The following is a 22,283-nucleotide window of genomic DNA, read 5'->3' on the forward strand; positions in this document are numbered from 1 at the left end:
GGAATTACCGGAATAAATGTACAATGGAATATTTTTGGCAATCAATTTCCTGAAACTGACTTTTCTATCATACTGGTATTTTGTGTCTAATGCAACGAAAAAAACATTAAAAAATCCTTAAAATACGATTGAGAAAGCATGAAAAAGACCGTCTGTGTCTGCAAACGGTCTTTTAAAAATCGAGCATTAGAAGGCTTTATTGAATTAATTCGGACTGAATGTAGTGATATAAAAGTTTGGCAGTATTTTCAATCGAAGATTGGTGAGTCCGCTCAAATGCATGGGAAGAATCAATACCCGGTCCGATTAAGCCATGAATAATATCTGCTCCCGAGCGGATTGCAGCGGAGGCATCAGAGCCATAATAAGGGTATATATCCAATTTATAACCGATATTATTTTCCTCCGCAAGACGGACTAAATGTTTTCGTAATCCATAATGATAGGGGCCGCTGGCATCTTTAACACAAATGGAGACGGTGTATTCATCCGTTGACTGTCCGTCACCCATTGCCCCCATATCAACAGCCAGGTATTCCACTGTTTCGGGAGTAATATTGGAGTTGCCGCCATAGCCAATCTCCTCATTGTTGGAAATTAAGAAATGGGTCGTATAAGGCAAGGTAAGATTTTCGCTTTTAATTTGTTTCATTAATTGCAGTAAAATCGCAACGCTCGCTTTATCATCTAAATGACGGGATTTTATGTAGCCGCTTGGTGTTAGCTCGACACGGGGATCAAAAGAGACAAAATCTCCTACTTCGATTCCAAGGGCACGCACTTCTTCTTCACTATGTACCTTCTCGTCAATTCGGATTTCCATGTTTTCTTGATTCCGTTCTTTTTTACCGGCATCTTTATAGACGTGTACGGATGTTTGATGCATTAAAATCGTACCGGAATATTTTTTACCGCTGCTTGTTTCAATTTGGCAATATTCTCCTTCAATCGAGTTATACTTAAAACCGCCAATTAAATCCATTTTTAATCGTCCGCTCTTCTTAATCTCCTTTACCATTGCCCCAAGTGTATCAACATGTGCCGTTAACATCCGATGCCTGCTGGTGTCTTTCCCTTCGATAGTGGCAATTAAGCCGCCTTTGCGATTCCTTGTCGTTTTAATATGTTGTTCCCTGAGATATTTCTCCACAAAGCTGATCACTTCATTCGTGTTACCGGAGGGACTTGGGATGGAGACTAAATCTTTTAATAATTTCATGGTTTCCTTAGTATTAGGGTAAGTCATATATCTACTCCTCTCTGAATATATTCCTTCTTATTATACAACTAATCAAAAAATTTCATGTTGTGAAAGCATTAAGCAGCAACTTTTTTTAGCTGCTGCATAGGATAGGTAGTGATTTGATTTTGTAGGGTTATAAAATTTTGATAACTTGGAGATAAATGGGAGTGTTCGAACTATTTTAAAAAATAGCTTGAAGTACTTAAAATGTTGGCAAGGAGAGGAGAAAAAATGACCAGGCTTGAGTTATATCATCAGAAGCCGAAGCAAAAGTCGTGGAAGGGTCGATTTTTTTTCATCGTCATAGGAATTGTATTAGCAGCGTGTTTAATCACTTACTGGCAGTATGATCGGCGGCCCGCTGATCTAGAGGCACCTGTTGAGGAACAAGGGGAGAAAGTGGTGATCGACCTTCCGAATGGACAGAAGGTATATACGTATGACCATTTAATCTTTGAAAAAGACGGCAAAATGTATTACAAAGGGGAGCGCAACACCATCGATTTAACCGGTGGTACCGTTGTCTATGAAAATTGGCAAGAACCGAAGTAAGCAGAAAGGGGCTGTCACAATGATGCCAGCCCCTTGCGCTTTTCTTATTTAAACCAGCCTTTTTTGTAGAACCACCAGGTCATTCCCATGGCAATTATAAACATGATGATCAGTGTCGCGAAATAGCCGTACTTCCAGCTTAACTCCGGCATATTGTGAAAATTCATTCCGTAAAGACCAACGATAAAAGTTAGCGGCATAAAGATCGTCGTGATCACCGTTAAAACTTTCATCACATGGTTCGTTTGATTTGAATTGATCGAGATGTAGCTATCGCGAATGTCAGTCGTCAGCTCTCGATTCGCTTCGATCATTTCCGTTAATTTCAGTAAATGGTCGTGAATATCAGAGAAATACTCTTTTTTTCCATGGATATACGTCATCCGCTGCGAGTTGAGGATGCGATATATCAGATCGCGCATCGGGGTGATCGTATGCCGCAATGAAAGGAGATCGTGCCGTGTATCAAATAAATCTTCCAGTAAGGCCTCCATGGACCTCCCTTTAGAATTTTCATCAATCTCATTTAACTTGTCTTCAATTTGATACACAGGAGGAAAATAATTGTCAACCATTTTATCGATCGCATCATATAGGACATGGGAAGGATCCCATTTCTTAATATTAGTTGACTGGCTTAAGCGGGTCCACACCTGATTAATTTCCTGTGAGGGCCGATGATGATAGGTTACCACATAATGATCACTTAGAAAAAAATCAACCTCTTCTCTTTCTAGGGTTCCTTGGTTAAGAGCTTGCGTGACAAAGAAGGTATAGCCGTCATAATAATCAAGCTTAGGTCTTTGAAGATGATATCGACAATCTTCGATAGCTAACGGATGAAAATGAAGCGGATTACTTAGAAGTTCTATCTCTTCTTCCGTTGCTTCATAAAAATCAATCCAATACCATAGAAAATCCCCGTCAACCAGCTTGGAAATTTCAACATCTTTTACAACAACATGATTTTTACTGACTGCTAATGTTCTAAACATAAAAACCCCTCACCAAACTCTGTTTGCTTTCATATTCTCCTCTTCTCTTAGAATAAAATACCATTCATTGCGAAAAATTAAAAGAAAAGCTAGACAATTTTAAAATTCAATTGAATCGATTCTGGATATTATAAAGTAGTAAGCTGCGAGGTAGAAATATGCCATCCAACAAGGTTATTGCGATTCGAGAAAGTCTAAAAAGCAAGCTGCAGCCGTCAGAGGATTTGGTTTTTAAAGAGAAATTTACGAAAGAAAAATATTTGGAAGTACTGTACATAAAAACGATTTCGGATGAAGTGGTTTTGCATGAAAATGTGGTGAAACCCTTTTTTGAAACCGATAGTCCTGAAGATTTCCTCAACTATCTGCAATCCCATGCCCAGATAAAAGCGTATGAAAATGAGCAGAAAGCGATTGATGATGTATTGCGGGGTGAAGCGGTTCTTTTCTATCAGGATCATGTTTTTTTGTTTGATTGCAAAGTGGACCGAAATAATGCCGTTTTGGATACCACCGTCGAGACCACCATCCAGGGACCGCAATCAGGTTTTAGTGAAAGCCTGCCAGTAAATCTGGGCTTGATTCGCCACCGTTATCCACACACGTCTTTAATGGTGGAATCGACGGAGGTGGGAAGACTCTCGAAAACGAAAGTGATGATTCTTCATGATTCCAAGTTTGCAGATCCTGTAACAGTGAAGAGAATCAAAAAATTCTTGGGCGAAGTAAATATTGATATGTTGGAAACGGGAGAGCAGCTGTTTGATTCGTTGAAGAAATCCAACAGGGCACTATTCCCGTTGATGCTAGTTACCGAAAGACCTGACAGGGTGGCCGTAAACTTATCCAATGGAAAGGTCATTATTCTCGTTCAGGGTTCTCCATATGCTGTTATCTTGCCAACTGTGATGAAGGATTTAATGTCCTCAATGGAGGATATTTATCAATCCTATTGGATTGCAAAGTTTTTACAGCTACTCCGTTATACGGCCTTTAATGTTAGTATGATTCTTCCCGGTCTTTATGTGGCTATTAGCAGCTACAATCCAGAGGTTTTTCGTGTTCAATTGGCATTGTCAATTGCTGGCAGCAGGACCGGTATCCCGTACCCATCCTTTGTTGAGGTTCTATTAATGCTATTTATGATGGAACTCTTGATTGAGGCAAGCATCAGGCTGCCTAAAGCGATTGGACCAACAGCAACAACCGTTGGCGGTCTAATATTGGGACAAGCCGCCGCTGAAGCAGGACTGGCCAGCAATATTATGACTGTCATTGTATCATTTGTGGCGATCTCCAACTTTGTTATCCCAATCAATGCCTTCAGTTTCACAATTAGAGTTTTGAAGTATTTTATTTTATTATTATCAACGCTCTTCGGACTTGTTGGCGTCGTCCTTGGTTTCTTTATGATTATTGCCTACATGGTTAAACTGGATAGTTTTGGTGAGGCATTTTTGTCAGCGCTTCAAAGTAAACCAGGAAAACAATGAATGATAGAGGGGGGAGGCTGTTGAATCGGTATTTTCTCTATTTAGTGTTATTAAATATGTTCGTCAATGTCATCATATTTGTCCCCAAGATCTTAATTGAATACCGCTACGAAGGTGCGGTTATGGGGGTTGTCATTGCAGTTCCGATTGGGATGGCTCTTACCTATCTTTATAGCACTGCGATGAATCAGTTCCCGGAACAGGGACTGCCGGAAATAGTAGAACAGGGAAAGCATCGGAAGTTAACCATTCTTTTTTTTGGCACGATTCAATTCATGTGGTTCACAGCAGGCCTGATCACTTTGATTGGATTTATTGATATTTTATCAAGGTTTGTCAATCCGGAAATGCCTAAGCTGGGCTTACTCGGCATTTATTTAGCAGGCATTTTTCTGATTATTCAGCTGCCGACGCAAAGAATCATGTATTTCCTCGAAATTGTTTTACTGATAAATATTCCGTTAATTAGCTTAATCATTTTTAAGGCGTTTATAAATGAATACTTAAGCTGGGATTCAATTCTTGAGGTCGGTACACATATTTTTACGAGACCAAGTTTAAAAGCAGTTGCCGCGGCAACTTATTGTTTTTCCGGTTATATGAATCTGATCATTTTTAATCGTTTAATCAGGGGAAAGTTAAAAATTTGGAACTTTACAGCGATTCTTTTTTTAGGCCTGTTTAATCTATTCACCACCTTTCTGATTCCAATTGGTTTCCACGGTTCGGATGGGGCCCAGGAATATCTTTATCCGTGGATCTCAACCTCGGACTCGCTTCGATTGGTTTATAGTCCAATCGAAAGAGCAATCTTTTTATTCTTAATGTTTTATATGAGTATCACGCTTGTTAGTGTATCCGTTCACTGGCATGTTGCCTATGAATTAATAAAGGGAATGTTTAAGGGAAAAATCAGTAAAAAAAAGAATGGGTTGATTCTTGGCTACTTTACCGTTTTAGCGGTTCTTGGCGTGATTTATTTTAATTCGCTTCTATTAAATAGATTAACTGTTTATTGGATGATTTTCCGTCTTGGTGTTGAAATAGTGATTGTTGCAGGATTTGTCTTATGGGCAAGGAGGCGGACAACTTGAGGTTAACTTCTAAATGGAAATTATCGTTCAATATATTTTTGACCTTCATGTTGCTAAGTGGCTGTGGATTTAAAGATATTGACAAGCGTTTTTTTGTTGTCAGTATTGGAGTTGATCTTGCTAAAAACAGTTCAAAAAAATATCTCGTCAGTCTGAAATTTGCTGTTCCCAAAACGACCAGGGAAAGTCCAGCAGAATACCAAATTGTGTCCGAAGAGGCAAACTCGATATCTGAAGCGGTACGAATTATCAAAACAAAGGTTGATAAAGAGATTGACTTCAGTCATACGAAGGTCATTTTGCTAGGGGAAGAGCTGGTAAAACGAAGAGGAAATGCCGGAGTCAATTATTGGTTCGTTCGAAGGCGGGATGTCCAGTCCATTGCCTGGATAGCTGTAGGGAAACCAAGTGCATTGGCTGTTTTAAAGGTCAAACCAACATCAGAGTACTTTCCATCAAACGCTTTGTTTCTCGCTTTAGGAAAGGACGGTTCCGAGACACCATATGTGATATCGGAATTTATGTATGATTTTAAATTTAGAGCAATTGAACGGGGGATCGATCCTGTTTTGCCGATCATCAAAGCCAAAAAGGATTTCCTGGAAATCAATACCGTTGGACTTTTTAACAAAAGTAAAATGCTGCTGGAACTTCAACCGGAAGAGACCAAGATGCTTAATTTCTTTCTGAATCGTGAGGAAAAGTCTTCACTGTGGGGGAAAAAGGGACAAACAAACATGATTGTGAATACAGAAAAGGTAAAATCAAAATATAAAATCTATACACCGAAAGGAAAAAGGCCCTACATTCAATTCGATGTCTCGGTAGATGGAGTTCTTGAAGAAACAACAAAAAGAATTGCCAATAAACAATTATCGAAATATGAAAAGGTCATCGGTAAGCAATTTTCCAAAGAAGCTTTGAGGGTCTTGCGTAAAATCCAAAAAGCAGGTTTGGACCCTGTAGGATTCGGCCTTCGTTATCGGTCAAGGCATTTTAATGATAATGACTGGAAAGAGTGGCAAAGGATTTATCCTACCATTGACTTTAAGGTTCATACAAAAGTGCAAATTTCCGATACCGGGTTAATAGAGTAAAAAAGAAAAGCGTAAGCGCCTTGAATAGCCCCGACAAGCAAATGTTCTTCGACCCTAAAAGTCCGCTTTTTGACTTTTTGGGTCGAAGGTTATTTGACCTCGAGCTGCTTAAAGCTATCGCTTTGCGCAAGATACTCGAGGAGCTTTCGGGGTTGAAAACTGGCTAGGCGCTGCAGCTGGACAAGCAAAGGCATGCCTTAGTAGGACATGCCTTTTAATGATTCAAATCGATCCCGTGCTTTGGCGCATTGCCTGCGGAATATAGATGCAAAATGGTTCGCTTTCCAAATAGTCGCCGGTAACAGCATATGTTCGCGAGCGGGAACCACCGCAAATTTTGTTGTATTCGCAAATGCCGCATTTTCCTTTATAGTTGTCTGGTCGCCGCAGCTGCTTTAATACCTCTGACTCCCGGTAAACTTTGGCAAGCGGTGTTTCTCGGACATTTCCACAAACAATTGGTAATAGACCACTGGGCATGATTTCGCCGATATGTGAGACAAAAATAAAGCCATTGCCATCATTCACACCTTTAGGAGCGCGCTTTAACCCGTCATGCATTGAAGCAAAATCAGTTGTAATCGTATCCTCATAGTGGATTTCACCTTTTTCAATTAAATGATCGCGCATTTTTTGCTGCAGTACCACCCGGCGGTAGTGTTGCGCCGCAGTTGTTTTAATATCGTATGGCGCTGTTTTGCTTAGCTCATACAGCCAGCGAAACACCTTTTCGTGTTCAACCGGAGAGATACAGGCATCCAATTGTCCGCGCCCGGTTGGAACGAGCAGGAAGATGTACCACATAACTGCCCCAAGCTCAGCCACAAGCTCGGACATTTTTTCGAGTGAATCATAATTGTAACGGGAAATCACGGTATTGATTTGCAGCGGCATTTCCAGTTCATTTAAGTATTTGATTTTCTCAAGTGTCAGTTCGAAGGAACCAGGGGTACCGCGGAAATAATCGTGAATTTCCGGTGTAGGGCCATCGAGACTGAAGCCCCAGCGGGAAAGTCCGACTTCTTTAGCTTGTTTCATTTTCTCAATCGTTACGTTCGGGGTGGCACTAGGGGTCATCGAGACACGCATTCCTTTTTTAATCGCATAGTCAGCTAATTCAAATAAGTCTTCCCGCATCATGCAATCCCCGCCGGTAAACACGAGCATCGGATTATCCATTTCATAAATTTGATCAATCAATTCAATGCCTTCCTCATGCGTAAGTTCCCGCGGATCCGGAGTAGTTTGCGCATCTGCACGGCAGTGCACGCATTTCAGTTGACAAGCCCGCGTGACCTCCCATATGACAATAAAAGGGTTTTGGTCATAATTGATGGCCTTGCCGATTCCATGTGGATGTCCTTTTCCAATTCCTTGCATATTCATCACCAAGCTTTTCTCATTTTAAACTAAATTGTGACTATATATTTATTATAAATTTGTCTTCGTCACGTGGATGCAAGGAATGTTACAATATATCTACATTCTATTAAGTTTTCATTATTAAAAATTAGAATTAGGTGAAGTCGTAATGTCGAAGAGAATGATCAGTATCGGCGTATTTTTGCTGATTATCATAATTGGTTTTTTTCAAAAAGATGAATTACTTCTGTTAATAAAAGCGGGTGGCACGGGATCGATTTTGGTTAGCATGCTGTTTGTGGCGATATGCGTCTTTTTCCCGCTCGTTCCTTTTCCCGTTTTGGCAGGGGTTATTGGAGCAGTCTTCGGCGCCGCTCAGGGAGCGATAATAACATTATCTGGCGCAATGGTTGGGACCATGGGGTTTTATTATTTAAGCAGGTATGGGTTCAGGGACTATGCCGAGAAAAAACTGCAGCAATACCCGAATGTCCAAAAATACGAAGAATGGCTCATCCGTCATTCTTTTGTTGCCATCTTAACTTGCAGGATTTTTCCGATAATGCCATCTCCGGTGATTAATATAATTTGCGGCATTAGTCATGTGAACTGGGTGATCTTTTTCACTGCGTCGGTAATTGGCAAAATCCCCAATATCTTGATTTTGTCATTTGCCGGTGCTTCATTTCAGCAAAACAAGCTGTTTTCATTTGGCTTATACGGTACCTATTTGCTGGTCATATTCCTCATATATATTGTGATTATTTTTCGCCGTAGGAAAACTATTAAATGACTCTTTGCATGTTCCAGTCATTTTGGTTTTCGATAACGATCATCTTTTTAAAAAAGCTTTTTAAAATGAGCCATTTGGCTGGGTAAGAGTAAATATAATCCTCCATCACTTGCTGAGAATAGGAAATGAAGCAATCCAATTGCTGATCTTCTTTTTTCAGGTCATATAAAAGGGCGTGCGGATTTGTGTAATAATCCGTCAGTTGGGAGGGATTAAGCTTGACGATGTTGATATTTTGGTTCGTGATATATTTCACGATAGATTCCTGCTGCAGCGAGATGGTTTCATCCTTTGTGAGGCCACTAAACAGGATGCGATCATTGATATAATAGATCCCCTTCAATTAATAACACCTCTTTTAAATCATTGTTGCTATTGTTATTGACAGGGATGGCAGGAAGTATACATGCGGTCATTGACAAAAAAATACCCGGTTATTTACCGGGCTCTCAAAAAAAAATCTATATAAAGGGGGTGGAGGTTGAAAGGTTCTTTTCTGAACCACGTTTATATCATAACAAGTAATTATTAACAAATTATTAACGAAACATTAATAGTTTAAGAAAATCAATCCCGCTGGCAAATCATTATTCTAGGAATAGCAGTCACTTTAATATAAATGTGTTAGGAATCAAATGTCTAGTATTTAGGGTTGTTAAGCTGCTGTCTTACGCCACCGATTCTATGTGGCAGGAGGGATCGAAAATGGAGGTAATTGGCAAAAGTGTTATTCGGAAAGAGGCTTGGGATAAAGTATCCGGGCGGGCTAGATACACGAATGACTTTCAATCCGTAGGGATGTTGTCGGCACAGATGGTGATCAGCCCATACGGACATGCGAAAATTGCTGGCATCGATACATCAAAAGCATGGCAGGTTCCGGGTGTTAGAGCGATCCTCTCCGGTAAGCGTTATCCGCTTACAGGTGAGGCCATTCGGGACCGGCCGCCGATAGCGGTAGACAAAGTTCGCTATCACGGCGAGCCAGTGGCGGTTGTGGTCGCTGATACGCCTTCACAAGCAAAGACAGCCGCCGATCTCATAAACGTAAAATATGAATTGCTTCCGGTGGTAAATTCACCGACACAAGCTTTTCAAAAAGGAGCACCCCTTGTTCATGAACACCTTGGAGAGTACAAAAAAGAAGAGGACTCCCTTCCGGTGCCAGGTACCAATATTGCCACCCATATAAAAATTCGGAAAGGAGATATGGAACAGGGCTGGGCGGAAAGTGAAACGGTGGTGGAGGCGAGTTTTTCCTTTGCCCCTTCGGATCACGCGGCAATGGAAACGAGATGTGCCACGGCCGAGATCCAGCCCGACGGCACGATCATTATCATGACTTCATCGCAGGCACCATTCATGGTGAAGCGGCTGCTTGCCGATTACTTTGATGAGGACATGGGGAAAATCATCGTTCATACTCCTCTTGTTGGCGGAGCGTATGGCGGAAAAGCTGCCGTTCAACTGGAGGTGCTTGCTTACTTGGCTTCAAAAGAATTGGGCGGGAAACCAGTAAAGCTTTTTAATACAAGGGAAGAAGATATTTTAACATCGCCGTGCCATATCGGCCTTGACGCGACAGTAAAATTGGGTGCCGATCGAAATGGAAAGATAAAGGCGGCGGAAATACGCTATTTGTGGGACGGCGGAGCTTATTCCGATAAAGCCATCGATGTCACCAGATCAGGTACTGTTGATTGTACCGGCCCTTACAATATCGCCAATGTCTGGTGCGATTCATACTGCATGTATACGAATCATCCTTATGCCGCGCCATTCCGGGGGTTTAGTCATTCCGAACTGTCGTTTGCGATTGAACGGACAATGGACCTGTTGGCTCAGAAATTAAATATCGACCCGCTCCAGCTGCGATATCTGAATGCGATCATGCCCGGTGATACAACACCGACGAGGGTGAGGCTGACGAAAAGCAATGTTGGCGATTTACGAAAATGCATTGAAAAATTGCGGGAATTAATCCAATGGGACGAGGGACCGATTAAGGTTATCAATGATCGATTTATTCGAGTAAAAGGGGTGAGCTGCAGCTGGAAAACATCGACAATTGACCCGAATGCTCCTTCCGGGGCTATTTTGACGTTTAATCGGGATGGCAGTATTAATTTAATGTCTGGGGTAGTGGAGATCGGAACGGGAACGAAAACGATTTTGGCTCAAATCTTGGCTGAAAAACTGAAAATGGATGTGGACAAAGTTCATGTCCGCATGGAGGTGGATACCCAGACAACACCGGAGCATTGGAAGACCGTTGCGAGTAGGGGAACCTATATGGCAGGAAGAGCTGTTTTAGAGGCAGCGGAAGATGTCATTCGGCAGTTGAAAGAAGTGGCAGCATGTGTTTTAAGAGCCCCCGAGGAAGATTTGGAGGTTGGCGGAAGCCGTGTCTTTCTTCGCGACGATCCGGTTATCGGGCTGCATTTTAAAGATATTTGCTATGGCTACAAGTATCCAAATGGGAATACGATTGGCGGTCAAATCATCGGTCGCGGCAATTTTGTCTTACGGCATCTTACCGGTTTAGATCCGGAAACAGGTGAGGGAAAACCGGGTCCGGAATGGACACCGGCAGCCTATGGAGTGGAAATTGAATTGGACCGGAGAGATTATACGTATCGGCTGGTGAAGGCATGTACGGTTTTGGATATTGGCCGGGTAATGAATCAAAAAGCTGCTGAGGGTCAAGTAATGGGAGCGATGAGTATGGGATTGGCTTTCGCCGGTCGGGAAACCTTTTATTTTGATGACCTCGGCCGGGTACTAAACCCGCAACTGCGGACTTATCGACCGCTGAGGTATGGCGAAAATCCGGAATATGTAGTCGGCTTTGTTGAAACCCCACAGCTTGATTCGCCTTATGGAGCACGCGGGGCAGGAGAACATGGGTTAATGGGGATGCCGGGGGCTCTTGGAAATGCCTTATCATTGGCTGCCGGTGTACAGCTTAACCATTTGCCGCTCATTCCGGAGTTAATTTGGCGGGCAAAGGAGGCCAAACATCATGCTTCCCTTTGACTTTGATTATTACCGTCCGGAAACGTTGCAAGAGGCTGTTGAGCTATATCAAAAGCAGGCAGGCCAAGGAAAGCAGGTCATCTTTTTTTCTGGAGGAACCGAATTAATCACCCTCGGAAGAATTGATTTAGCTTATGTTGATGCCGTTATTGATATTAAAGGGATTGCTGAATGTAAGATCATCAAGTCCGAAGGCAGTCAACTGCTGCTGGGCAGCGCGCTTTCGTTAACGCAAATTGAAGAAGCGAATCCATTTCCATTATTAACGAAAGTCGCTAGTGAAGTAGCTGACCATACCGCCCGCGGTAAAATTACTTTAGGCGGCAATATTTGCGCCCAGATTTTTTACCGAGAGGCCGTTTTGCCGTTTTTGCTTGCCGACAGTCAGCTGATGATTGTCGGTCCTGAAGGGATCAAGACGGTGCAAATCCATGAAATTTTTCAAGGACAATTGCAATTGAAACGTGGAGAAATGCTGGTTCAGACCGCTACAGACCGCCGCTTTATCGAAGCGCCGTTTTATGCTGTCAAACGACGCCAACAATGGGATACCGGCTATCCGCTAATAACGCTAGCTGCTTTAAAAATTGGTCAAGAGATAAGGGTGGCAATCAGTGGTCTATGTCCATTTCCATTTCGTTCAGCGGAGCTTGAGGCGCATCTCAATAGGTGGGGACAGGCGGCAGAATCCCGAATTGCCGGTGCACTTTCCGTGCTGCCCAAACCAATTTTAGACGATGTTGAGGGTTCGGCTGAATATCGTATTTTCGTATTACGGAATTTGTTGTACGACGCGCTTTCTGTATTAGAAGGGTCGAGAGTTTGATTGCTAGCGGTGGAGAGGAAGGTGAATTAACTTGGCCTTGCAGCAGATAACTTTACATGTTAACGGGGAAGATCACAATTTGACAGTTCGATCCGCGGATACACTTCTATTTGTGTTGAGGGAGAAGCTCGGTCTGACAGGGTCAAAACCGGGGTGCTTAAATGGGGACTGCGGGGCCTGTACCGTCAACGTCGATGGTTGGCCGATGAAGTCTTGCTTAATGCTGGCAATTGAGGCGGTAGGGAAACAAGTGACCACCATTGAAGGGTTACATAATACTCCGATTCAACAGGCTTTTGTGGAGGAGTTTGCCTTTCAATGCGGTTATTGTACTCCGGGGTTTATCATGAACTGTCATTCTTTAATCGAGCAGCATCCGGATGCCGATGGTCAGACGATTAAAGAGTGGCTCGAATCAAATATTTGCCGCTGCACCAGCTATATCGAAATTGAAAAGGCGGTAAAATCAGTGTTGAGAAAGGATTAATACTCTAAAAACAGGGCTCATCACAGCGGGCCCTGTTTCATTTGAAAATACGTATCCAACACTCTGCGGCCAATTTTCAAATTTGCTTTATGATCTTTCTTTCCTTGATAGGCCCAGGGAACCAGAACAGCCATGGCAACTTCCGGGTTTGCGCTTGGAGCATAGCTAACCAAGCTTAAATTCATCACGGGCGGCGGCTCTTTACCATATTGATACCTTAAAGGACCGTCATAAAACGCTTCTGCCGTTCCTGTCTTGCCGGCTGGAGCATATCTAGCCCCTTTAAAATATTTATAGGCTGTCCCGCCAGGCTCCTGCATTACCTTACGAAATCCTACCTTTACCCGATCGAGCCATTCTTTTTTTACATCAATGGTATTGAGGACAGTCGGGGAGACCTCTTGCAATACCATCCCGAGTTTTTCCTTGTCTTTTGCCGGACTGCGAATTTCTTTGACAACATGTGGCTGCATCCGATAGCCGCCGTTGGCAATCGTTGATACATATTGGGCCAGCTGCATCGCCGAATAAGTATCATACTGACCAATCACAAGGTCAAGCAAATAGCCCGGAAGCCGGCTATACCCCTTAAAGCCGGTCTGTTCATTTGGCAGATCAATGCCTGTTCTCGTGCCAAGACCGAAGGAAGCAAATGAATTTCTAACCGTTTCAAAAGCCATTTTATTCGTAAAATTAAGCGGCTTATCGTATTCATAATGCCCCTTTCCAATTCGAATTGCTGTATGAAACATATAGACGTTGGAGGACTTCTTTAATGCCGTCACATCATTTAAATTTCCTAAATACATATATGATTTTTTAATCGGTGTGTCTTTAATTTTTATTCCAGCATCATTAAAAATGGTTCCTGGTGAAATGGCCCCTGTTTGATATCCGGCTAAAATGGTTGCTCCTTTTACGGTCGAACCGACGCTATAGGTGGTTGTAAAAGTACCTAATGCATCATCCTGTATTTCAAGTCGGCCGGTTTTTTGATTTCTTACTAATTTTTTCCCCGACATGGCCAAAATATCGCCGCTATAAGGATCCATTAAAACAACATAGGCTCTGTCGCTAAGATAAGTTCCCGGCCGACGCTTCATTGCCCACAGTTCTTCCTCGAGAATCTGGTCAACAGCTTTTTGCAAATCCATATCAATGGTCAGCACCAGGTCCTTGCCATTTTTTCCATCAAAAATAGGTTGAGTCTCAATGACATTCCCAGTTTTATCGGTAAAATTTTTTATTTTCGCTTTATGTCCGCGAAGGATTTCTTCATATTGCCATTCTAATTGACTTTTGCCAACTCGATCGTTGCGGTGGTAATCCCTCGCCAAATAATATTGCAGCTGTTCTGCAGGTAAGCCTTCTTCCGCCTTTGTTACATTCCCTAAAACAGATCGCAGCGTGGAATTGAATGGATAGGAACGATCCCAGTCAGTGGTTGTATCTACTCCCGGCAGTGAATGGAGATTTTCACTAATTATGGCCAATTCTTGGTCGGTCACATTCTCGTTTTTTACAATTTGCGGGATAAATTTATAACTATTGGTAAATTCTTTATAAATCGCCAGCACTTCCAAGTCCTTTTGGGAAAAATTTTTTAGTTCGGCATTGCTGATACGTTCTAGCTTTAAACGATACAGGTCTCGATCGGTAAGCTTTTTAGCAGCATACAATTGTCTTTCTTGTTTGGTAATTTTTTTATCGGCAAGGGCAGGATTTTTCAGGATCCAAAAATGTCGCTTATCTAATTCCGTGACCTTGTCCGTGCGTTTCTCAATCAAGGTGGCCAGCCGTTCGGCTGTTTTTAACATCTCTTTCTGACTAAACCCTTGATTCGTAAAGGTGATTGCGTTTTTGGGGACATTATCCACGATGACTCGAAAGTGACGGTCAAACAATCTCCCCCTGGGCACTGGATTACTGACACTAATATTTTCTTTCCTCTCCAAATCCTTTCTGAAATTTTCCCCATGGACAATTTGGATAAAACCGAGCCTAAGTATTAAGATGGAAAACAAGATAAATACGCAAAAAAACATAATATTTAAGCGAAAAGGAAAATGCGATGTTTTCTTCTTCTGTTTGTCCAAATCGTTCACTTCCTTATATGGATATGCCTCAGTCACATGGATAAATCTTATCCAGTTTTAAAAAACTATTAGTGCAGTGATGAATGTTATCGGACAACCGAAAGGAGGAAAATGATGAATACGAAACAGCGGGCTCAAAGCACTAGCCAGCAGCAATCGCAAAGCTATGGCCAGCAAAAAATGCTGCAGCAGCAACAGCAGCTGCAAGAGAACCAGACGATGATGGAACAAGATTTTGAAGCACAAAAGAAGCAGGCACTGCAAACGATGCATCAAGCTTCCCAAACGCTTCAGCAAAATGTCACGTTGGCGTCTCCTCAAGTGCTGCAGCAGGCACAGCAACAATTGCAGCAGGTGACCGAACAGTTAAATCAGATGCAGGGGATTGCCGTTACTCAAGCATCAACGGTACAGCAGCAACAGCTTGAGCAAGTTCAGCAGCAAATTGAGCAGGCGGCCCAAACACTGAGCCTGATTGAATCCCTGAATGCCGGCAATAATAGCTTTAAAAAAGGATAATGGCAAACTAGATCTGCTAAACCTGTTGTCAGGTGCCACTATGATGTGGTGCCTGACACTCGTTTTTAGGAGGCAGACCCTTTGGGCAACAGAGACTTAACTGCTTCTTTAATTTCCTGGTAGCCGGTACAGCGGCAAAGGTTGGATTGGAGCCATTCCTCAATGGTTTCATCATCAGCGTCTGGGTGCTTATTCAACAATGCCTGGCAGTTTAAAATAAACCCCGGCGTACAAAAACCGCATTGGATAGCCCATTTTTCGATAAATTTCTGTTGAATTGCAGAATCCCTAAGACTTTCAATCGTGGTAATTGGCTGGTTGATGGTTTCAATTGTCAGGCAAAGGCATGAATGCATGGGTTCGCCGTTTATTAGGACCGTACATGCCCCACAGTCGCCGTTTTCACAAGCCCGTTTTGCCCCCGTTAAACCAAGCTGCTCACGCAATGTTTGCAACAGGGTATCAGCAGAACAGATCATCACGTCGGATGCTTCACCGTTTACATGCAGCCTGACCACTGTTTTTCCCGTGCCATTTGTTATCATGTCTGTGTCGCCTCCAGTGCCTCGATTGTCTCGAGCAATGTATTTTTTAACAGAAATTCACGATAGTCACGTGATGCCTGCAGATCATCGATAATTGCTTCTGGTAATTGCCCTAACGCTTTATCAATCTTTTCTTCTTTGGAAAGGGAAGTGTCATTAAGCGCTGCTTCGATATCCGGTGATCTAAAAGGATATTCACAGACACCGCTAAGGGCAGCTCGGATTTTTTTATCTTTTACTAAAGCAGCAATCGATACAATCGGATAGCCAACTTTTGACATTCTCGTTTTTTTAATACTGACAAATGGAAGATTCAGGAAGGCTTTAGGAACCTGTATATGAATGAGAAATTGCTCAGGGCTGATGTTCATTTGTTTATCAAATACAACCTTCAGTGGGACAACCCTTTCTCCTGAACTTCCGGCAAGTTTTACCTTGGCTTCAGTGAGGAGCAGCGGTAAAACGCCCTCCCGATAGATGAACCGGCTTAGTATGTTGCCGCCAATGGTAATTTTATTTCTCGAAGTATGGTCGGCTACTTTCCTGACGGTTTGCCCTAATAACGGGAACAATTGGGATTCGGTGATTTTATTTAAGGACACAGCTGCGCCGATTACCAAATGCTCTCCTTGAAGTTCCAGCTGATGACAATCAGGAATTCCTTTAAGGTCAATAATCGCCTCGGCATCAAGCTGATTCAACCGGGAAAACGTAATAAATTCAGTACCGCCGCTGTAGAACAAAACTTTTTTATCTTGTGTTGCTAGGATTTCATAGGTTTTAACTGCTTCGGTTACGCTTTCGGGACGATAATATTCAAAGTCGAAGGGAATCATGCTTGACTCTCCTTCCGGGTCTTCCAAATGAGCTCCGGTAAAAGCGGCAAATGGTTTAACTCGACCTGTGCCGCTGTTGAAAGTGCATTTGCCAGCGCCCCAGCCATCCCAATCACCCCATATTCACCGATTCCTCGGGCACCAAATGGCCCATCCGCTGCCGGAGTTTCAATAAAATCGACAATATACTCTGCCGGTTGTTCACCAAACCGGACCATTTGATAGGTTCGCAATTGCGGGTTTAACACCGTACCATTTTGATCAAAAATAAATCCTTCTTGGCTGGCAAAACTTAAGCCCAGATACATTCCGCCGCGCATCTGCTGAGTAGCGGTCATTGGATTGATGATTTTTCCACCGTCGAGCACCGTAACAGCTTTTAAAATTTTATAGCTGCAATCGGCTGGATCCCATTCGACTTCTACAGCCTGTGTCCCTACAGACCACCAAGGACCAGGTTTGCCAAAACCGGTATCTTTGTCCATTGGGGTAAGATGGCGCTGAATGTATCTTCCGTGTCCGACTACCTGGCCTTCTACAGCGTGACCATTTGGATATTTATACCCGAGGGCTATGTCTTGAATTTTCACCCCATATTCAGGGCTGGGTTTCAAATAAACACGTCCACCGCCGACCTCCAAATCCTCCATCGAACATTGCAGCGCGATCGAGGCGGTCCTTTTCAACTGCGAAATTGCGTCATCACAGGCATTCATTACCGCTCTGCCTGCTAAAAAGGTCGTGCTGCTGGCAACTGTCCGCCATTGATGCGGATCGGATTGGGTATTGACCTCCATCGTCACGTGTACCTTTTTAATATCCATTTTCAATCTTTCCGCTACCATTTGGGCAAGAATTGTTTTCGAACCTTGTCCTAATTCAATCGCTGCGCAGTTTAGATTCACACTGCCGTCTGCTTCGAACTTCAGCACAGCACCTGATTGGGCATTTGTAGCAGTTGTTGATGTTTTCCAAAAGGTACTGATTCCTTTAGCTTTTACTTTACCATCTGCCGTTTCCAGCCGCTCTCCCTGATCCCAGTCAATAAGTTTTTTCGCCTGGTCAATGCATTTCTCCACGTCTCCAAGGTTATTGGCATTCAGCACTGCACTTGTCGGGCTGCTGTTTCCCGGCTTAATCGCATTGATTTTTCTAAGTTCAACGGGATCAAGCTTTAATTTATGGGCCAGTTTGTCCATCGTTCGTTCGACCGCGAATGTTAGCTCCGGATGAGCGTATCCACGGAAGGAGGTGGCATAGGGATGATTTGTATACATACAGTATGAATCGCACCATACATTCGGAATATCATACGGGCCCGTACAATCAAGCGCCATTGCCCTGGTAATTCCAGCTGCTTGATCGGTGTAGGCGCCTGAATCGATCAGGTATGTGTATTGTCCGGCCATCAGCTTTCCGGCCTTATTGGCTCCCAGAGCAATTGTCGCTTCCAGGCCAATATGTCCAGGAGCGGTAATAAGGTCTTCTTCACGGGTAAACTCCAACTTTACCATTCTTCCGCCAACGGCTTTTGAAGCCAGGTAAGCAAGCGGTTCTAACTGGACGGTGCCTTTGCCGCCAAATGCCCCGCCAATCAGCGGTACATGGACAATGATGTTGCCAACATCGATATTAAAAAATTGATTCAAAACTTTCTTAATGGTAAAAGGTGATTGCGTGGTCGAATGGACGACAACTTTGCCGGCAGGGTTAATTTCGACCCTCGTACATCTTGGTTCTAAAGCGGCATGGTCGGAAAGATTGAACGAAAAAGTTTGTTTAATTTTAATATCGCAATTTTCCCATGCTGTAATAAAATCGCCTTTCCGTATTTTAATATGACTGCCGATGTTTGTGCCTTGTACAGGGTAAACATTACTAATAATTTTCATATACTTACCGGAATTTTCATGGATTAACGGGGCATCTGTTTGAAACGCTTCCCGGGCAGAATTGACGACCGGCAGCGGTTCATATTTAACATGAATGAGCTGGGCGGCCTGCTTTGCCATATATTCTTGATCGGCAACAACAATCGCCAATGGCTCACCATAATAGCGGACCTTTTCGAATGCAAGCGGCGGCCGGTCAGCAAGTATTGGGCCGATATGATACGGGAACATTTTTCCAGTCACAATGGCCCGTACACCTGGTACTTTCCAGGCTTCGCTCACATCAATCGCTTTGATTTTGGCATGTGCTTGTGTACTTGTAGCCAATTTGGCATGCAGTAAACCGGGAACAGAATAATCCGCTGTATATCGAACAGTACCTGCTGCTTTTTCCACCGCATCAATCCGCTGTTCCGGCTTTCCAATCGACAGCCAGGGGTTCTCCAACATATTAAAATCCCTCCTAAAGGGGTGATGTTGATTCGCATGAAATGAATATTCCTGCTTAATTTTTCCAAACCAAGAAGGATTTTATGCAAAAATCCGCGGTTCAATTGCTTTCAAAATCTTTCCCCTTTTTTGAGTATTTATTTTATAATGAATACGGATGATTAATTGCATCCTACCATCATTAGGGGGTCTAAGAATGGAACAGAAAAAGGTGAAACAACCCTTAGAGAAAACATTGGAGCAATTTAAAGCGCTCGATGAAAAAATCACTCATTATTACAGTGTCATTGGTTTGGCTGATTGGGACCAAAAGGTGATGGCACCGAAAAAAGGCCGGCGTGTGTTTGCCAGAGCTGTTGGAACTTTACGGACCGAAGTATTTAAGCTCTCAGTGTCTCCTGAAATGGGCGAGCTTTTAGCGGTTCTTTCTTCTCCGGAGTATGTCGAGGAATTAGATCAAATAACGATAGCAAAGGCCCGCGAGTATAAAAGTTACTACGAGAAAGCGAAGAGCATCCCCGCTGATTTGTATCAGGAATATTCGATGCTAACCGGGCAGGCAAATGATGCTTGGGAAGATGCAAGGGAGGCCAATGACTTTGCTAAATTCCAGCCATATTTAGAAAAGATTGTTGACTACAAGCGGAAATTTGCGGAAATTTATGGTTATGAGGATCATCCGTATGATGCTTTATTGGATGAATTTGAACCGGGATTAACGGTGAAAATTCTCGACCCGCTGTTTGCAAAGTTAAGAAAAACCAGTGTTGATTTATTAAACCGAATCCAGAAAAATGGTAAACGGCCTAATGATCACTTTTTATCGCAGCCGTTTTCTGTTGCTAAGCAGAAGGAATTTAACCGCTATATTCTGCCGATTATTGGTTTTGATATGATGGCTGGAAGGCTTGATGAAACCATCCACCCATTTGAGCAAACGATTAATATTGGGGATGTTCGCTTAACTACCAAGTATATCGAAGATAATGTCTGCTCGGCGATTTTTAGTACGATTCACGAAGCGGGTCATGGGATGTATGAACAGCATATCAATCCGGATTTTGAGGAATCTGTTTTACAAAGCGGCGCCTCCTTTGGAATTCATGAGTCACAATCTCGATTTCTAGAAAATATGGTTGGCCGCAGCAAAGAATTCTGGAGCTATTTTTATCCAACATTGCAGAAATTTTTCCCGGAACAATTAGAAAATGTTTCGTTGGATGAATTCTATCGGGCCGTCAATACGGTGGAGCCGTCGTTAATTCGGATCGAAGCGGATGAATTAACCTATAATTTACATATCATGCTTCGTTATGAAATTGAAAAGGCCTTAATTGCTGGCGAAATTGAGGTAAAAGATCTTCCGATTATTTGGAATCAGAAAATGCATGATTATTTAGGTGTCACTCCGGCAACTGATCTTGAGGGAGTGCTCCAGGATGTCCATTGGTCCTATGGCGATATTGGTTATTTTCCATCTTATTCGTTAGGAAATCTTTATGCCGCCCAAATTCTAAGAACGATTCAAAAACAGTTGCCTGATTTTCCAAAACTGATAGAAAGCGGCCGGTTTGATGTGATCCAAGGCTGGTTAAAGGAAAATGTCCATCAGTATGGCAAGCTCTATACGCCGAATGATTTAATTGTCAAGGTAACCGGTGAAGAGTTAAACGCAGACTATCTGGTAGAATATCTTGAGGAAAAATATGCTGAGATATATGAACTATAAAGAAATTAAACTATTGACAAAATAATGGATAAATAATATATTGGTAGTAATAAAATATTTCCTTAAAAGGGGAGTAGCTGGTACAATAAAGTCGTCATTCTCGAGAAGTCCATTTCTCCGGCTTTATTGGCAACATTACGTTGTTAGCAAGACCTTTACTGTTGATGGTAAAGGTCTTTTCTATGATTAATTGGGGCCTTTACTGTAATGGTAAAGGCCTTTTTACATGGAGTATTTTAGAAAAAATCGAAATGGAGGAGGATGTTTTAATGGAATTATCGCTTGTTTTGGAGTACGGCTCTGTTTTATTGATTTTGATCGCTTTGGAAGGTCTATTGGCTGCCGATAATGCGCTGGTGCTGGCGATCATGGTAAAACCGCTCCCGCAGACACAGCGGAAAAAGGCGTTATTCTACGGTTTGGCAGGGGCTTTTGTGTTTCGCTTTGTATCGTTGTTTGCCATTTCATTTCTCGTTGATGTCTGGCAGGTACAGGCAATCGGTGCCCTTTATTTACTTTTCATGGCAGGAAATCATATCTTTCGAAAGTCAGTAAAAGGGAAGGCTGAGGAAGACACTCCAAAGGAGAAAGCCACTGGAAAAAGCGGATTTTGGCTGACGGTTTTAAAGGTGGAAGTTGCTGATATTGCGTTTGCCGTCGATTCGATTTTGGCCGCGGTTGCGATGGCAGTTGTGCTGCCAAACACAGCACTGCCTAACATTGGCGGCCTTGATGGCGGCAAATTTCTGGTTATTTTTGCCGGCGGCATCATTGGCTTGGTGCTGATGCGATTTGCCGCGAACATATTTGTGAAGCTGTTAGAAAAAAAGCCTGGTCTGGAAATTGCTGCCTTTACAATAGTTGGCTGGGTTGGAGTAAAACTGGCGGTTTATACACTATCACATCCTCAACTAGCGGTTCTTAGTGAGGAGTTTGCCCACTCGACGGAGTGGAAAATAAGCTTTTATCTTGTGTTACTGGGGATCGCTGCGGCTGGCTGGCTGTTTTCTAAAGACGGAACAGATAAAAAAACATCCAAAGCTTCCTCGTCTTAACAAGATCAGGCAGGATTCAATCTTTTAAAAAAAGGATCCCTGATTCCTGGATAACTCCCGTTTTAATGATTTTTATTAAGGAGAAAAAGGTCTCAGGAAAAAATACTTATTTAAAAGGCGCAGAACTTCTTAATTAGATAAAACATGTGTTATGATTGGAAAAGTGGAAATAATAGTGAAAGG

General features: G+C 42.7%; 19 protein-coding genes. 11 read left to right on the top strand and 8 right to left on the bottom strand.

The window, feature by feature from the left end; all coding sequences use genetic code 11:
- Window positions 1–196: 196 nt before the first annotated feature.
- The gene (locus JK635_RS11610; RefSeq protein WP_202654095.1) at window positions 197–1,246 is read right to left on the bottom strand and encodes a M42 family metallopeptidase; all 1,050 of its coding nucleotides are present in this window, start codon (window positions 1,244–1,246) and stop codon (window positions 197–199) included.
- A gap of 228 nt (window positions 1,247–1,474) precedes the next feature.
- On the opposite strand from JK635_RS11610, the gene JK635_RS11615 reads away from it, so the two are divergent.
- A complete protein-coding gene (locus JK635_RS11615) occupies window positions 1,475–1,795 on the top strand; it encodes a hypothetical protein (protein ID WP_202654096.1) in 321 nt (106 codons plus the stop codon).
- A gap of 44 nt (window positions 1,796–1,839) precedes the next feature.
- Here the strand turns inward: JK635_RS11615 and corA are convergent, their stop codons facing one another.
- Complete coding sequence (gene corA, locus JK635_RS11620; RefSeq protein ID WP_202654097.1) at window positions 1,840–2,790, bottom strand: magnesium/cobalt transporter CorA; 951 nt, start codon at window positions 2,788–2,790, stop codon at window positions 1,840–1,842.
- 158 nt (window positions 2,791–2,948) lie between these two features.
- On the opposite strand from corA, the gene JK635_RS11625 reads away from it, so the two are divergent.
- Genes JK635_RS11625 through JK635_RS11635 form a run of 3 tightly spaced genes read left to right on the top strand, consistent with a single transcriptional unit; the run spans window position 2,949 to window position 6,474 of the window.
- Entirely contained in the window at window positions 2,949–4,283 is a 1,335-nt protein-coding gene (locus JK635_RS11625; protein WP_202654098.1) for a spore germination protein, read from the top strand.
- Window positions 4,284–4,303: 20 nt separating this feature from the next.
- A complete protein-coding gene (locus JK635_RS11630) occupies window positions 4,304–5,377 on the top strand; it encodes a GerAB/ArcD/ProY family transporter (protein WP_202654099.1) in 1,074 nt (357 codons plus the stop codon).
- Complete coding sequence (locus JK635_RS11635) at window positions 5,374–6,474, top strand: Ger(x)C family spore germination protein (protein ID WP_202654100.1); 1,101 nt, start codon at window positions 5,374–5,376, stop codon at window positions 6,472–6,474. The genes JK635_RS11630 and JK635_RS11635 overlap by 4 nt, the downstream gene beginning before the upstream one ends.
- Before the next feature lie 222 nt (window positions 6,475–6,696).
- Here JK635_RS11635 and JK635_RS11640 read toward each other — a convergent pair whose 3' ends face one another.
- Entirely contained in the window at window positions 6,697–7,860 is a 1,164-nt protein-coding gene (locus tag JK635_RS11640; protein ID WP_374049155.1) for a TIGR04053 family radical SAM/SPASM domain-containing protein, read from the bottom strand.
- A gap of 145 nt (window positions 7,861–8,005) precedes the next feature.
- Here JK635_RS11640 and JK635_RS11645 point away from each other — a divergent pair, with 145 nt between their 5' ends.
- Window positions 8,006–8,629, top strand: a complete 624-nt coding sequence (locus tag JK635_RS11645; RefSeq protein ID WP_202654101.1) for a TVP38/TMEM64 family protein — start codon at window positions 8,006–8,008, stop codon at window positions 8,627–8,629.
- Here JK635_RS11645 and JK635_RS11650 read toward each other — a convergent pair.
- Entirely contained in the window at window positions 8,622–8,972 is a 351-nt protein-coding gene (locus JK635_RS11650; protein WP_202654102.1) for a hypothetical protein, read from the bottom strand. The genes JK635_RS11645 and JK635_RS11650 overlap by 8 nt on opposite strands.
- A 362-nt stretch (window positions 8,973–9,334) precedes the next feature.
- Between JK635_RS11650 and JK635_RS11655 the strand changes: the two genes are divergently transcribed.
- From JK635_RS11655 to JK635_RS11665, 3 genes are read left to right on the top strand one after another with little or no spacing between them, the layout of a single operon-like run.
- Complete coding sequence (locus tag JK635_RS11655; RefSeq protein ID WP_202654103.1) at window positions 9,335–11,665, top strand: xanthine dehydrogenase family protein molybdopterin-binding subunit; 2,331 nt, start codon at window positions 9,335–9,337, stop codon at window positions 11,663–11,665.
- The gene (locus tag JK635_RS11660) at window positions 11,652–12,491 is read left to right on the top strand and encodes an FAD binding domain-containing protein (RefSeq protein ID WP_202654104.1); all 840 of its coding nucleotides are present in this window, start codon (window positions 11,652–11,654) and stop codon (window positions 12,489–12,491) included. The genes JK635_RS11655 and JK635_RS11660 overlap by 14 nt, the downstream gene beginning before the upstream one ends.
- A 37-nt stretch (window positions 12,492–12,528) precedes the next feature.
- Window positions 12,529–12,978, top strand: coding sequence for a (2Fe-2S)-binding protein (locus JK635_RS11665; protein ID WP_202654343.1), 450 nt, complete (start codon window positions 12,529–12,531; stop codon window positions 12,976–12,978).
- 20 nt (window positions 12,979–12,998) lie between these two features.
- Here JK635_RS11665 and JK635_RS11670 read toward each other — a convergent pair whose 3' ends face one another.
- The gene (locus JK635_RS11670; protein ID WP_202654105.1) at window positions 12,999–15,074 is read right to left on the bottom strand and encodes a peptidoglycan D,D-transpeptidase FtsI family protein; all 2,076 of its coding nucleotides are present in this window, start codon (window positions 15,072–15,074) and stop codon (window positions 12,999–13,001) included.
- 111 nt (window positions 15,075–15,185) lie between these two features.
- On the opposite strand from JK635_RS11670, the gene JK635_RS11675 reads away from it, so the two are divergent.
- Window positions 15,186–15,593 (top strand): hypothetical protein, encoded by a 408-nt coding sequence (locus JK635_RS11675; protein ID WP_235888026.1) that lies wholly within the window; start codon window positions 15,186–15,188, stop codon window positions 15,591–15,593.
- 65 nt (window positions 15,594–15,658) lie between these two features.
- On the opposite strand, the gene JK635_RS11680 is transcribed toward JK635_RS11675, so the two are convergent.
- From JK635_RS11680 to JK635_RS11690, 3 genes are read right to left on the bottom strand one after another with little or no spacing between them, the layout of a single operon-like run.
- Window positions 15,659–16,138 (bottom strand): (2Fe-2S)-binding protein, encoded by a 480-nt coding sequence (locus JK635_RS11680; protein ID WP_202654106.1) that lies wholly within the window; start codon window positions 16,136–16,138, stop codon window positions 15,659–15,661.
- Window positions 16,135–16,974: an FAD binding domain-containing protein gene (locus JK635_RS11685; protein ID WP_202654107.1), complete on the bottom strand. Its 840-nt coding sequence runs from the start codon at window positions 16,972–16,974 to the stop codon at window positions 16,135–16,137. Before JK635_RS11685 ends, JK635_RS11680 begins: the two co-directional genes overlap by 4 nt.
- Window positions 16,971–19,316: a xanthine dehydrogenase family protein molybdopterin-binding subunit gene (locus JK635_RS11690; RefSeq protein ID WP_202654108.1), complete on the bottom strand. Its 2,346-nt coding sequence runs from the start codon at window positions 19,314–19,316 to the stop codon at window positions 16,971–16,973. The genes JK635_RS11685 and JK635_RS11690 overlap by 4 nt, the downstream gene beginning before the upstream one ends.
- 196 nt (window positions 19,317–19,512) lie before the next feature.
- On the opposite strand from JK635_RS11690, the gene JK635_RS11695 reads away from it, so the two are divergent.
- Complete coding sequence (locus JK635_RS11695; protein WP_202654109.1) at window positions 19,513–21,045, top strand: carboxypeptidase M32; 1,533 nt, start codon at window positions 19,513–19,515, stop codon at window positions 21,043–21,045.
- A 269-nt stretch (window positions 21,046–21,314) separates the two neighbouring features.
- Complete coding sequence (locus JK635_RS11700) at window positions 21,315–22,100, top strand: TerC family protein (protein WP_202654110.1); 786 nt, start codon at window positions 21,315–21,317, stop codon at window positions 22,098–22,100.
- Window positions 22,101–22,283 lie beyond the last annotated feature (183 nt).

The sequence above is a fragment of the Neobacillus paridis genome (assembly GCF_016765675.1).
GTDB classification, from domain to species: domain Bacteria; phylum Bacillota; class Bacilli; order Bacillales; family Cytobacillaceae; genus Neobacillus; species Neobacillus paridis.